The sequence below is a fragment of the Pseudomonas sp. TE9122 genome (assembly GCF_056278925.1).
This window is the reverse complement of record NZ_JBWBQI010000001.1, coordinates 3,791,899-3,804,900: the sequence shown is the minus strand read 5'-3', so window position 1 is coordinate 3,804,900 and position 13,002 is coordinate 3,791,899. Positions and strand designations below refer to the sequence as shown.

Annotated in this window: 12 protein-coding genes; 8 read left to right on the top strand and 4 right to left on the bottom strand. The window is 61.7% G+C overall.

The window, feature by feature from the left end:
- Nucleotides 1–2 precede the first annotated feature (2 nt).
- The 4 genes from fabA to ACZ9BE_RS17095 all read right to left on the bottom strand — a co-directional run bounded on the left by fabA (nucleotide 3) and on the right by ACZ9BE_RS17095 (nucleotide 5,676).
- Nucleotides 3–518, bottom strand: coding sequence for a 3-hydroxyacyl-[acyl-carrier-protein] dehydratase FabA (fabA, locus tag ACZ9BE_RS17110; RefSeq protein WP_024013962.1), 516 nt, complete (start codon nucleotides 516–518; stop codon nucleotides 3–5).
- Between the two features lie 247 nt (nucleotides 519–765).
- Nucleotides 766–2,670, bottom strand: coding sequence for an ATP-binding protein (locus tag ACZ9BE_RS17105; RefSeq protein ID WP_252886658.1), 1,905 nt, complete (start codon nucleotides 2,668–2,670; stop codon nucleotides 766–768).
- Entirely contained in the window at nucleotides 2,667–3,599 is a 933-nt protein-coding gene (locus ACZ9BE_RS17100) for an ABC transporter substrate-binding protein (protein ID WP_476249725.1), read from the bottom strand. The genes ACZ9BE_RS17105 and ACZ9BE_RS17100 overlap by 4 nt, the downstream gene beginning before the upstream one ends.
- Nucleotide 3,600: 1 nt before the next feature.
- Nucleotides 3,601–5,676, bottom strand: a complete 2,076-nt coding sequence (locus tag ACZ9BE_RS17095; protein ID WP_476249724.1) for a TonB-dependent receptor plug domain-containing protein — start codon at nucleotides 5,674–5,676, stop codon at nucleotides 3,601–3,603.
- 245 nt (nucleotides 5,677–5,921) lie between these two features.
- On the opposite strand from ACZ9BE_RS17095, the gene ACZ9BE_RS17090 reads away from it, so the two are divergent.
- The 8 genes from ACZ9BE_RS17090 to ACZ9BE_RS17055 all read left to right on the top strand — a co-directional run bounded on the left by ACZ9BE_RS17090 (nucleotide 5,922) and on the right by ACZ9BE_RS17055 (nucleotide 12,999).
- Nucleotides 5,922–6,947, top strand: coding sequence for an NAD(P)H-dependent glycerol-3-phosphate dehydrogenase (locus tag ACZ9BE_RS17090; RefSeq protein ID WP_024013958.1), 1,026 nt, complete (start codon nucleotides 5,922–5,924; stop codon nucleotides 6,945–6,947).
- Nucleotides 6,948–6,977: 30 nt separating this feature from the next.
- Nucleotides 6,978–7,325, top strand: a complete 348-nt coding sequence (locus ACZ9BE_RS17085; protein ID WP_016773653.1) for a DUF4389 domain-containing protein — start codon at nucleotides 6,978–6,980, stop codon at nucleotides 7,323–7,325.
- Complete coding sequence (gene sixA, locus ACZ9BE_RS17080) at nucleotides 7,322–7,771, top strand: phosphohistidine phosphatase SixA (protein WP_258707078.1); 450 nt, start codon at nucleotides 7,322–7,324, stop codon at nucleotides 7,769–7,771. The genes ACZ9BE_RS17085 and sixA overlap by 4 nt, the downstream gene beginning before the upstream one ends.
- Nucleotides 7,772–7,975: 204 nt before the next feature.
- Entirely contained in the window at nucleotides 7,976–9,631 is a 1,656-nt protein-coding gene (locus ACZ9BE_RS17075) for an AMP-binding protein (protein ID WP_375122542.1), read from the top strand.
- 31 nt (nucleotides 9,632–9,662) lie between these two features.
- Nucleotides 9,663–10,106 carry a hotdog fold thioesterase gene (locus ACZ9BE_RS17070; RefSeq protein ID WP_095181596.1) on the top strand — a complete coding sequence of 148 codons (444 nt, stop codon included), beginning with the start codon at nucleotides 9,663–9,665 and terminating at the stop codon, nucleotides 10,104–10,106.
- A 313-nt stretch (nucleotides 10,107–10,419) separates the two neighbouring features.
- Nucleotides 10,420–11,226: an alpha/beta fold hydrolase gene (locus ACZ9BE_RS17065; RefSeq protein WP_041479594.1), complete on the top strand. Its 807-nt coding sequence runs from the start codon at nucleotides 10,420–10,422 to the stop codon at nucleotides 11,224–11,226.
- The gene (locus tag ACZ9BE_RS17060) at nucleotides 11,223–12,077 is read left to right on the top strand and encodes an alpha/beta hydrolase (protein WP_056788155.1); all 855 of its coding nucleotides are present in this window, start codon (nucleotides 11,223–11,225) and stop codon (nucleotides 12,075–12,077) included. The genes ACZ9BE_RS17065 and ACZ9BE_RS17060 overlap by 4 nt, the downstream gene beginning before the upstream one ends.
- A gap of 115 nt (nucleotides 12,078–12,192) precedes the next feature.
- Complete coding sequence (locus tag ACZ9BE_RS17055; protein WP_252878714.1) at nucleotides 12,193–12,999, top strand: DUF4892 domain-containing protein; 807 nt, start codon at nucleotides 12,193–12,195, stop codon at nucleotides 12,997–12,999.
- The last annotated feature ends 3 nt before the right edge of the window (nucleotides 13,000–13,002 follow it).

Below are 13,002 nucleotides of genomic sequence, written 5' to 3'. Positions count from 1 at the left end.
CCTTAGAAGTTGTCAGTGGAGGTGAACACGCCGACGCGCAGGCCTTCGGCGGTGTAGATTTCGCGTCCGTCGACACTGACCGAACCATCGGCGATGGCCATGTTCAGCTTGCCCTTGAGGACGCGTTTGATATGAATGTTGTAAGTGACTTTCTTGGCGGTCGGCAGCACCTGACCGAAGAATTTCACCTCGCCCGAACCCAGCGCACGGCCGCGGCCCGGCAGGCCTTGCCAGCCCAGGAAAAAGCCGACCAGTTGCCACATGGCATCCAGACCCAGGCAGCCCGGCATTACCGGATCGCCTTCGAAATGGCAGGCGAAGAACCACAGGTCAGGGTTGATATCCAGCTCGGCGACCAATTCACCTTTGCCGTACTTGCCGCCTTCTTCGCTGATATGGGTGATGCGATCCACCATCAGCATGTTCGGGGCGGGCAGTTGCGCGTTACCTGGGCCGAACAGCTCACCGCGACTGCAGCGCAGCAGGTCTTCCCGAGTAAAGGCGTTTTGTTTGGTCATGCGAGCTCCTCAATAATCCCATGCGGCAGGTGGGGCAGATCTTCCCGACCGTTCAAGGCATTCATGCCTCGAACCGGCAGCCTACTCATAGACTATTGCGTTGTGGTGAAAGTCACAGCACCAAGGACATGAATGTACACTTGTGCACTGAAATTTTTAATCAAGCCCCTTTTGGGGCTCGTTCGGGTGCCTAAGACTGCCGCACTTTCGCTTTTCACGCCAGTCGCAGATGGTCGAAAGGCCCACACTACGACACCCAGCGCTGCAAAATCTGCTGCAGGTCATTGCGTTTGAACGGCTTGGCCAGGTAATCGTTCATCCCCGCTGCCAGACAGGTTTCGCGATCGCCCTGCAAGGCGTTGGCGGTCAGCGCGATGATCGGCACATCGCGGCGTCCGGGCAGGTCGCGGATCTGCCGTGTGGCCTCGTAGCCGTCGATGATCGGCAGCCGGCAGTCCATCAAAATCACTTCGAACTCGCTGCCCTCGGCACTGCGCACCGCCTGCGCGCCATCGGTCGCCACACTGACGGCAAAACCCAGACTGCGCAGCATCGCTTCGATCACGGTCTGGTTGACCGGGTTGTCTTCGACCAGCAACACATGGCGTCCTTCGCCCTGACCACTGCCGTTCGGCGCTCGCGGCGCGGCCAGCGCTGGCATTGCCTGCTTATATAGCGCCAATGGAATTTCCAGAGTGAATACCGAACCGCGTCCTTCCTCACTCTGCGCGCGCAACGTACCGCCCATGCGTTCGGCCAGGGTCCGTGCGATCGGCAGACCAAGACCGGTGCCACCGTAACGACGGGAGATCGAACTGTCGGCCTGCTGGAAGGCATTGAACATCAGCTCCAGACTTTCCGAAGAAATGCCGATGCCGCTGTCACGCACCGAGCAGGTGAACCACAGCAGTTCATGATCCAGCGATTGCCATTGCGCCTCTATGCTGACCCGGCCCTGCTCGGTGAACTTCAAGGCATTGCCAACCAGGTTGACCAGAATCTGCCGGATCCGCGTCGGATCGCCCTGCACCTGCAAGCCGCGCATGTCGTCGGGAATGCGCAGATTCAGTGCCAGGCCACGCTGCACCGCGCTGTGCTGGAACGATTGCGCGCAGGCGCCGATCAGCTCGGCGAGATTGAACGGGATGTGCTCCAGCTCCAGCTCCGAACGCTCGATTCGCGAGAAGTCGAGAATGTCATTGATGACCTTGAGCAAGTGCTCGGTCGACTCCGAAGCAAGCGCGGCGTATTCGACCTGCTCCTCGGTCATCTCGGTGGTTTCAAGCAACTGCAACATGCCCAGCACGCCGTTCATGGGCGTGCGCAGTTCATGGCTCATCATCGCCAGAAAATCCGATTTGGCGTTGTTGGCCTTTTCCGCCTCCTCGCGGGTCTGGATCAGTTGCGCCATCGCTTGCTGCTGTTCGCGACTGGCCTGCTCCAGCGCTTGGGCGAGGTTATTGATGTGCTGCGACAGCGCACCCAATTCAGTGTCATCTACAATCGGCAGCGGGGTTTTGTAGTCGCCTTCCTGAATCGCCTTGACCGCATCGCCAATATCACGGATCGGCTGCGACAGACTGCCGGCCAGACGACGGGCGACGACGAAGGTGAAGAGCAGAGCGAACAGCGCGAGAACCCCGGCTTTGAACAGGATCTCCTGCTGGCGCTGACTGAAAGCGTCATTGGACAGCCCGACGATCACTCGCCCGAGATAATCCTCGCCGGCGGCGCTGTTGCTGACCTTGCCGTCCTGGAAAAAATCGTTGTGCAAGGCGATCCGCTGCAAACGCACTGGTGCCTGGAACACTTCGACCTGGTGCGGGCGGCTGTGGCTGTCGGCCGGTTGTTCGACGTACACCAGAATCCGGTTGGCGCTGTCCTGCACTTCGAGAAAGCGCACGTTGGGCGTGGCGAGTGTCGCCTTGAGCAGGCTTTCCAGCACTTCGTTGTTGCCGGAGATCACCCCGTATTCCGTGGCCGGGGCGAGTTGGTTGGCGATCAGTTGGCCAGTGTGGTTCAGCTCCTGGCGCAAATCCTGAATGCGGACGAAGGTAAAGAAACTGATCAACAGCAACGTCAGCAGCAGCGCCGGGCCGAGGCTGATCAGCTGCGTGCGGGTGTTGATGTCCCAACGGCGGCGGAAATTCATGGGCGGCGCTCTCCTTCGGCCAAGGCACTGGCGACAGATGCTTCATTCAACGGTTCGATGCCTAAGGAACGAGCCACCTGCGCATTACTTGAGACTTTGAAACGAGCGGGGTAAAGCGTTCGCGGCCATGCGCTGGTGGGCTGATCGAGCAATTGATCGAGAATCGCCAGCCAGTCGCTCTGGTCGCTGTAGGTACTGGCGAGGCTGCCAGCGCGAACGAATGCAATGTTGGGGCCGATCAGCGCAACCTGCCGCGAGTAGCTGCTGAGCAAGAGGTTTTTTGCCGTCTGCGAGTTGTACAGGTCGGGATCGTCGAGGCCGAGCAAGACGTCGCTGCTTTTCAGCACCGCTTGCAGCGGACGGCTGTCGTGAATGTTGTCCCAGCGCTGACTGACAATCTCCAGGTTCAATGGCCGCGCAGCCACGCGCAATTCGTCGAGCAGGAACTCGCCGTGTTCATCGAACAGCACACCGACCCGCCGGGCATGCGGCAGAATCCGCCGGATCAGTTGCAATTGCCGGCTCAGCGGTGGGTCGCTCCAGAGCAGACTCAGGCGCGCCGGTTGGGCATCGGCGAAACGCTGGCGCGCCTGCAAGCGGCTGATGCGCAACACCAGCGTCGATGGGCCTTGTGAGTCTTGCAGACGCCAGTCGAGGCTGGGCAGGTCGAGCAGAATCAAGCGCAGACTGGCCGGTAATTTGCCCGGTGCCGGCAAACTGGCCAGCGGCTGGAACCGCACATTGTCGGTCGGGCGCAGTTCACTCAGTGCTTGTACGAAAGCCTGCACGCCGGTGCTTTCCTCGGCGCCGGTCAACAAAATATCCGCCGCTTGCACCGCGACCCCGTGCAGCCACGCGGTCAAGAACAGGCAGAGCCCCGCCAGCCAGTGGCCAAGGGTTGGCGTCTTCCGTGACGGGCCGTTGCGCATCCTAGAACTCCAGCTCGGCACTGAAATACATTACCCGGCGTTCATCGTAATTGTTGTCGACGAAGGTGTTCGGCTGATGATCGAGGCGCTGTTGCAGCACGCCGGCCAATTGCAGCTGAGCTTTGCCAATGGCGATGCGTTTGGCGATGCGCGTGTCGACGCGCTCGAAGCGATAGCCGTTGAGCGCGTTGTCGCCGTAATAGAAGAGGGCGCTGTTCCAGCCATGGCCCCAATTGCGCAGCCAACCGGCGGAACCGCTGTTACGCGAGGTGAACTGTTGGTCCAGCGGATTGCTCGCCTCGGCGTCGACGAAGGCGTAGGTCAAACGCAAGCGGTCGGCGCTGCTGAGGCGCCAGTCGAGTTGCGTTTCGCTGCCACGAAAGCGCGAGCTGTTGGCGTTGCTGGCGATGTACTGATTGTTGCGCAGCGGCTCGCTGATCATGCCGGTGATTTCGTCGTAGAACAGCTTCACGTCCACGGCCAGCCCCAGTTCGGCGAAGTAGCCGTTGTAGCCCAACTCGCGAGAACGCATGTGTTCCTGATCGAGATCACCGGGGCCACGGGTCTTGACGAAATAGCGCGCCGACGACTGGCCGTAAGCCGAGGGTCGCAGGTTGCTGACCTGATAGCTCCAGTTGACGTTGTTCTCGAACATGTCCGGCGAACGGATCGCCTCCGAGTACACCGCGCGCAGGCCATGACGCGGGTTGATCAGGTAGTTGACCGCGAAGCGCGGGGTCAGCGAGCTGCCGATCAGTTGCGTGTCTTCGAACATCGCCCCGCCCTGTACCAGCCAGTGCTCGGTAGCCCGCCATTCCAGTTGGCCGAAGGCGCGCCAGGTGGTGTCGTCGAGGGTGCCGTTGAAGTAGGTTTCGGAGTCGGCGCGGTCGTAGCGGTAATTCAGGCCGCTGACCAGACGCAGGCTGTCTGCCAGGCTGAGGGTGTCCTGCAGTTCGAGGTCGTAACGCGACTCGCGGGCGCTCTGGTCGATATCGCCGCACAAGGTCTGGCTGGCGCCGTTGCGCCATTGCTCGAGCACTTGATTGGCCAGCGCCATTTCCTGCGGCGTGCCGGGCGCCGCGCCGGGGCCGGTGAACCGGGTGATGTTGCGCGCCAGCCGTTCGGTGTAATTCGGGTTGAGCTGCCACAACTGCGCCAGCTCGGGGCTGAACGACACCTCGGCATCGCAGGCGCGCCAGACTTGCTGGCGATCCCAGTGCTGCGCCGAACCTTGCACATAGAGGCTGTGTTCGGGATTGATGTCGAGGTTCCAGAGCACCGAACCGGCGTAATCCTTGGCCACCACGTCGGAATTGTTCCCGGCGTCGGTAATCCCAGAGAACACCGGGCGGTAGGTATAAGGCCGCTGATTGCTGCCGTCTTTGGCGTTGAGCTGCCAGTCGAGGCTTTGATCTTCATTGAGATCATGGCTGACCGCCAAGCTCAGACGGTTCAAGCGCCGACTGTCGCGATAATCGGCGCCGTTGCGGTCGCTGTCGAAACCGTCGTCTTCCTGGCCGGACAGCGACAAGCGCAGATCGCCGCCATCCCAACCGGTGCCCTGGCTGGCATAAAAGTCGTTGATGCCACGCTGGCCACGGGTGATCTTCAGGCGCGTGCCGTGGCTGTCGGCCGGGTGGCGAGTGATGATGTTGATCACCGCCATCAATGCGTTGGCGCCGTAGCTGACAGTGTTCGGACCGCGAAACACCTCGATCCGCTCGATATCTTCCATCGCGACCGGAATATCGCTCCAGTCCACCGTCGCCAGCCCGGCGCGATACACCGAACGGCCATCGATCAACACCTGCATGCGCCGTGCTTCGCTGGCGTTGGTGCCGTGGTAGTTCACCGCTGGCTGATTGCCGTTGATGCTGCCAACCATCATTCCCGGTACCAGTCGCAGCAATTCGCTGATGTCGCGGGCGCCGCTGGCGCTGATCAATTCGCTGTCGAGAACGGTCATGCTCCCCGGTACTTCGGCCGGGGTCTGCTTAAGGCGCGTGGCCGTAAGCACCGGCGGCAGCGTCTGGCTGTCGACGAACAGATCGTCCGCCAGCACCAGCGGGCTGAACATCAGCGCGAGTAACAGGGGCGAGCGCGGGGAAGGAGGGCCAGAAAACACGACACAGCCTGCAGAGAGAAGAATTGGCGCGCATGTTAACCGAGGGCTGCGACTTTTCCAGTGACGTTGCAGGCATTTTCCTAGGTTTTATTGGTCTTCTTCCTACAAATGTCGGTAATTGTTGCTGGGGCTGGCCGCCACCGGGTCGCCCCGTATAATGCCCGGCATCGCCACTGGTATGGATTAACGGATTGCATATGACTGAACAGCGCCCGATTGCGGTCCTGGGAGGCGGAAGTTTTGGTACCGCCGTGGCCAATCTGCTGGCCGAGAACGGCCATCAAGTCCTTCAGTGGATGCGTGACCCCGAGCAGGCCGAGGCCATCCGGGTCAACCGCGAAAACCCGCGTTACCTCAAAGGCATCAAGATTCTCCCGGGGGTGACCGCTGTCACCGACCTGCAGGCCACTCTCGATGCCTGCGATCTGTGCTTTGTCGCGCTGCCATCCAGCGCCTTGCGCACGGTACTCGCCGCCCACGCCGAGCGCTTGAGCGGCAAGATGCTGGTCAGCCTGACCAAAGGCATCGAAGCGCAGACCTTCAAGCTGATGAGCCAGATTCTCGAAGAGATCGCCCCGCAGGCGCGGATCGGCGTGTTGTCCGGGCCGAACCTGGCGCGGGAAATCGCCGAGCACGCGCTGACCGCCACGGTGGTCGCCAGCGAAGACGAAGAACTGTGCAAAGCGGTGCAAGCCGCCCTGCACGGGCGCACCTTCCGCGTTTACGCCAGCGCCGACCGTTTCGGTGTCGAGCTGGGCGGTGCGTTGAAAAACGTTTACGCGATCATCGCCGGCATGGCGGTGGCGCTGGAGATGGGCGAGAACACCAAGAGCATGCTGATCACTCGCGCCTTGGCCGAGATGACCCGCTTCGCCGTGAATCAGGGAGCGAACCCGATGACCTTCCTTGGTCTGGCGGGGGTTGGCGATCTGATCGTCACCTGTTCATCGCCCAAGAGCCGCAACTATCAGGTCGGCTTCGCCCTCGGTCAGGGTTTGAGCCTCGACGAAGCGGTGTCGCGTCTTGGCGAGGTTGCCGAAGGGGTCAACACCCTCAAAGTGCTCAAGGCCAAGTCCCAGGAAGTTGGCGTGTACATGCCGCTGGTCGCCGGGCTGCACGCGATCCTGTTCGAAGGACGCACGCTGGAGCAGGTGATCGGTCTACTGATGCGTGCCGAGCCGAAAACCGACGTCGACTTTATTTCCACCAGCGGTTTCAACTGATTCAGCTGTTACACGGACAGGAAGCAAGCCATGAACGATCCGAAAAGCGAAACCCAGTACGAATCCATCCTCCTGCGGGTGTTGTGGATGATCGTTTATCTGCTGGTCTGGCAAGTCGCGCAATTCATCCTCGGCGCGGTGGTATTGGTGCAACTGATCTACCGCCTGATCTACGGCGCACCGAGCGCCAGCCTGATGAATTTCGGCGACAGCCTCAGCCAGTTCCTCGCGCAGATCGGCCGCTTCGGCACGTTTCACAGTGACCAGAAGCCCTGGCCGTTCGCCGACTGGCCGGCGCCGCGCACCCCGGAAGGTGAGGCGCCGCACACCGTCGCCCCGGCCGCGCATCCGGTGCGCGATGAGGAGCCCAAACTATGAAACTGTGGGTATTGCGTCATGGTGAGGCGGTGCCTCACTCGAAGATCGATTCCGAGCGCGAGCTGACCGAGCATGGTCGTAAGGAAGTCCTGAGCAGCGCCGCGCATCTCATGGGCCAGCCGCTGACGGCGATTTACGCCAGCCCTTATCTGCGCGCGCAGCAAACCGCGCAGATCGTGCGCGACGCATTGGGTTTCGAGCCGGAGATTCGCACGGTCGAGTGGCTGACGCCGGAGAGCGATCCGGACAAGGTCGCCGAGCAATTGGTGTCGGTGAGCAATGTGCTGCTGGTCAGCCACAACCCGTTGGTGGGCAATCTGCTCAGCTATCTGCAGCACGGCGCCGGGCATCCGCCGGAGCGGGTCAGTACGGCGGGGCTGGCGGAGCTTGAGCACAGCGAGCTGCTGATTGGCTCGATGAAGCTCAACAGCCTCAAGCACCCTTAACGCCATATCCCTGTGGGAGCGAGCCTGCTCGCGAAGGCGGCGTGTCATTCACCCTTTTTTGGGGCTGACATACTGCATTCGCGAGCAGGCTCGCTCCCACATTGATTTCTGCCAACCCATGAAATTATTTGTTTGAAAATTCCAACCAAGCACTTGCTTGGTTGACTACGCTTGCTCCAGACCAAAAAAACAGGAGCGAGTCGCATGTCTGCCGCCTTCCGTTTGCCGCTGGACGTGTTCTACGAACGGGAAGCCCGGCACCCGCGCCAGCGCTTTCTTGTGCAGCCCATCGGCGGCGGTCAGGTCGAGACGCTGACGTGGGCCGATGTCGGCCATCAGGCCCGCTGCGCCGCGCACTGGTTACGGGCGCGGGAGTTGCCGCCCGGCAGCCATATCGCCCTGATCTCGAAAAATTGCGCGCACTGGATCATCGCCGACCTGGCGATCTGGATGGCCGGGCATGTGTCGGTGCCGCTGTACCCCAATCTCACCGCTGAATCCGTTGCGCAGGTGCTGACTCACTCGGAAAGTGCGCTGGCGTTCATCGGTAAGCTCGATGACTGGGCAGGCATGGCGCAAGGCGTGCCGACGGGTTTACCGACCATCAGCCTGCCACTGCATCCGCCGGGCGAGTTCGATTACAGCTGGGCGGATCTGCAGAGCTGTTCGCCAATCCAGGACGATCCACGTCCCGCCGCCGAGCAATTGGCGACGATCATTTACACCTCCGGCACCACCGGCCTGCCCAAAGGCGTGATGCACAGTTTCGCCAATCTCGGTTTCGCTACCAGTCGCGGCACGCAGTTGTTCGGGCTCAACGAGAACGATCGGCTGCTGTCGTATCTGCCGCTGTGCCACGTCGCCGAGCGCATGTTTGTCGAATTGGCCTCGATCTATACCGGCCAGACCGTTTTCTTCGCCGAAAGCCTCGAGACTTTCATCACCGATCTGCAGCGCGCGCGGCCGACGGCAATGTTCGGCGTGCCGCGTATCTGGACCAAATTCCAGATGGGTGTGTACAGCAAGATCCCGGCGCAGCGTCTGGACTTCCTCCTCGGGTTGCCCTTCATCGGCAAGCGGGTCGGCCACAAGGTGCTGGCCGGGCTCGGCCTGGATGCCTTGCGCGTGGCGTTGTCCGGTGCCGCGCCGGTGCCGCAGACCTTGCTCGCCTGGTATCAGAAACTTGGCCTCGATGTGCTGGAGGTGTACGGCATGACCGAGGGCTGCGGCTATTCGCATATCTGTCTGCCGGGGCGATACAAACAGGGCTGGATCGGCCAGCCGTGCCCGGAAGTCGAGGTGCGCATCGATGAGTCCGGCGAAGTGCAGGTGCGCAGCCAGGCCAACATGCTCGGCTATTTCAAGGAACCGCAGAAAACTGCCGAGACGCTGACTGCCGACGGCTTTCTGCGCACCGGCGACAAGGGCGAGCAGGACAGCGAAGGGCGCCTGCGCCTGACCGGGCGACTCAAGGAAATCTTCAAGACCAGCAAGGGCAAATACGTCGCGCCGGCGCCGATCGAAAACCGTCTGGCCGTGCATTCACGCATCGAACAAGTATGCGTGGTGGGCGATGGCCTGAGTGCACCGCTGGGGTTGTGCGTGCTGTCGGCGGTCAATCAGCAAGAGCCTCGTGCCAGCCTGCACGCGAGCCTGGAAAAATTGCTGGAGGAGGTCAACGCCGCCCTCGACAAGCACGAACGCCTGCACCGACTGGTAGTGGTCAAGGACAGTTGGGCGGTGGACAACGGCTTCCTCACGCCGACCCTGAAAATCAAACGCAACGTCATCGAAGACCGCTACGGCGAGCGTTTCGAAGAATGGAGCGCGCGCAGCGAGGCAGTGCTGTGGCAGGATTGAGCGTCGATTACAACAACAAAGGAAGTCTGCGATGAGCTTGTGGCGTACTACTCCCGACATTGAACAGTTGAACGCAATCCAGAAGAACACCATTGGCGAAGTGCTGGATATTCGCTTCGAAGCCTTCGACGAACAGTCGCTGACCGCGAGCATGGTCATCGACCATCGCACCCACCAGCCTTACGGTCTGCTGCATGGCGGCGCATCGGTGGTGCTGGCGGAAACCGTCGGCTCGATGGCCAGTTATCTGTGCATCGATGCCAGCAAATTCTATTGCGTCGGCCTGGAGATCAACGCCAACCACTTGCGCGGCTTGCGTAGCGGAAGGGTGACGGCGGTGGCCACGCCAATTCATATCGGCCGCACCACGCATGTCTGGGACATCCGTTTGACCAGCGACGAAGGCAAGGCCAGTTGCGTGTCGCGCCTGACCATGGCGGTGGTGCCGATGGGGGAACAGCCGCCGCTGCGTTGACATCTATCGGGTTCCGTCAGGTCGAGCCCTCACCCCAGCCCTCTCCCAGAGGGAGAGGGAGCCTACCGTGTGGTTTTCGCGATCCTCGTCGACCTGATAATTCGAGTCGAGCTCAGGTCCCGGACACTCCCCCGATCTGCTCCCTTTCCCCCTCGCCCCCTTGGGGGAGAGGGCTGGGGTGAGGGGGCAGCGGTCTCGCTGATGCACATCACCCTGACCGGACTGTCATCATTCCTGGCACTTACAGTCATTGCTGCGACGCCGGCTCTTGCGGACAATCAACGCCACGATTCCCGCTCATGGATTTGCCCGCATGTCGCAACCGATCTTTTTCGCCCACGCCAACGGTTTCCCCTCGGGGACCTATGGCAAGTTGTTCGCGGCGCTGGCGCCGGAGTATCGGGTCGCGCATCTGGAGCAGCATGCCCATGACCCGCGTTTTCCGGCGGACGACAACTGGTACAACCTGGTCGATGAACTGATCCATCACCTCGAGCAGCAGGAGCAGCCGGTGTGGGGCGTCGGCCATTCTTTTGGCGGTCTGCTGCATTTGCACGCGGCGTTGCGTTGTCCCGAGCTGTATCGCGGCGTGGTCATGCTCGACTCGCCAGTACTGACCCGCACTGATCAGTGGGTGATTCGCGCGGCCAAGCGCTTTGGTTTCATCGACCGGCTGACACCCGCCGGGCGCACCCTCGGGCGGCGTGAAGAATTCGCCGATCTCGACAGTGCACGCAGTTACTTTTCCGGCAAAACCCTGTTTCGCGGCTTCGATCCGGAATGCTTCGATGCCTACCTGCAACACGGTTTGCATCAGGTCGACGACAAGCTGCGTCTGCGTTTTGACCCGGCCACCGAAATCAGCATTTATCGCGGCGTGCCGCACACCAGTCCCGGGCGCACCCGCCAGTTGCAGGTGCCGCTGGCCATCGTGCGGGGGCACAAGAGCCGGGTTGTCATGCGCCATCACACGCGTTTCGTCTCGCGTCTGCCCCAGGGCGAGGCGCTGAGCATGCCTGGCGGGCACATGTTCCCGCTGGAGCGTCCGCAGGACACGGCTCGGCTGCTCAAGAATCTGTTCATGCGTTGGGAACAGCGGCAGAACAAGGATTGCGCATGAGCCCGACCTGCGAAGAAGTGCGCCTGAACCTGCCGCATATCGAGTTGGCCGCTCATCTTTTCGGCCCCGAGGACGGCTTGCCGGTGATCGCGTTGCACGGTTGGCTCGACAACGCCAACAGCTTCGCGCGACTGGCGCCCAAGCTTGATGGCTTGCGCATCGTCGCGCTGGACATGGCCGGCCACGGTCATTCCGCTCATCGACCAAGCGGCGCCGGTTATGCGCTGTGGGACTACGCCCATGATGTGCTGCAAGTCGCTGAACAACTGGGCTGGAAGCGTTTCGGCCTGCTCGGGCATTCGATGGGCGCGATTGTCTCGATGGTGCTAGCTGGTTCGCTGCCCGAGCGCATCAGCCATCTGGCGCTGATCGACGGCGTGATTCCTCCGACAGACAAGGGCGAAAACGCTGCCGAGCGCATGGGCATGGCGTTACAGGCGCAACTCGCTCTGCGGGACAAGCGCAAACCGGTCTATACCACCCTCGAGCGTGCCATCGAGGCGCGGATGAAAGGCCTGGTGGCGGTCAGTCGCGAAGCCGCTGAACTGTTGGCCCAGCGCGGTTTGATGCCGGTGCCCGGCGGTTACACCTGGCGCACCGACAATCGCCTGACCCTGCCATCGCCGCTGCGCCTGACGGAAGAACAGGCGATGGCGTTTGCCTCGCGCGTCAGTTGCCCGGCGCATCTGGTGGTCGCGGCGGATGGCATGTTGGCCAGGCATCCTGAGTTGCTGGAGCGTCTACCCTTCAGCCACGAACAGTTGCCGGGCGGGCATCATTTGCACCTGAATGACGAGGCTGGCGCAGGTCTTGTAGCAGACTGTTTCAATCGCTTCTTCGCCATGCCTTGACTTGCAGCGGGCAACTGTCGAGGCTGGGCGGGTTGAAATGGGAGACAAACTCGATGGATTTCTATACCGCTGCGACCCCGACCCGCCCAGCCATGACCGTCCGGTGAGGCTGACTATGCGGTCACTCAGTCTCTTCGCGCTGTGCTGCTTCAGCTCCTTGTCCTTCGCTGCCGATGTGCCGGGCAGCCAGGATCTGCAAATCGTGCCGCGTCTGGCCGATGCTCAGATCGTCGACTATCGCCCGGCGGCCGAGCTGGAGCGCATCTACCCGCTGGGCTCGATCCGCAAGATCAGCGGCCAGTTGCGGTTCGACGGTCAGGTCACCGCCCGCGGCCAGACTACCTCGGTGACCTACGAGTTGCCGCCGGAACATTCCGCCACCGAAGCCTTTACTGCCGCCCGCGAAGCCCTGCAACAGCAGGATGCCGAATTGCTGTTCTGGTGCCAGGCCCGCGATTGCGGCGAAAGCAGCCTGTGGGCCAACGAGGTGTTCGGCAACGCCAAGCTGTATGGCTCTGACGAGCAACAGGCTTATCTGTTGTTGAGGCTGGCGGCGCCAAAGGACAACACGCTGGTGGCGCTTTACAGCATCACTCGCGGCAATCGCAAAGCCTATCTGCATGTCGAACAGTTCGAGGCGACTGCGCCGTTGGGCGAATTGCTGCCGACCTCGGCGACCCTGCTGCGTCAGTTGAAAAGCACCGGCGAGCTGGATTTTCCGAAACTGGTCGATGAACCGGATGCCACCTGGTTGCGCCTGATTTCCCGTGGTCTGAATCTCGACACGACCTTGCGGGTCACGGTTTCCGGGCCCAAGGCCGAAGCCTGGCGCCAGGCGCTGATCAATCAGGGCGTACGGGCGGCACGTCTGGAAGCCGGCAATCTCGAAGGCTCGGGCCTGCGCATCGACTTGTTGCGATAAGCT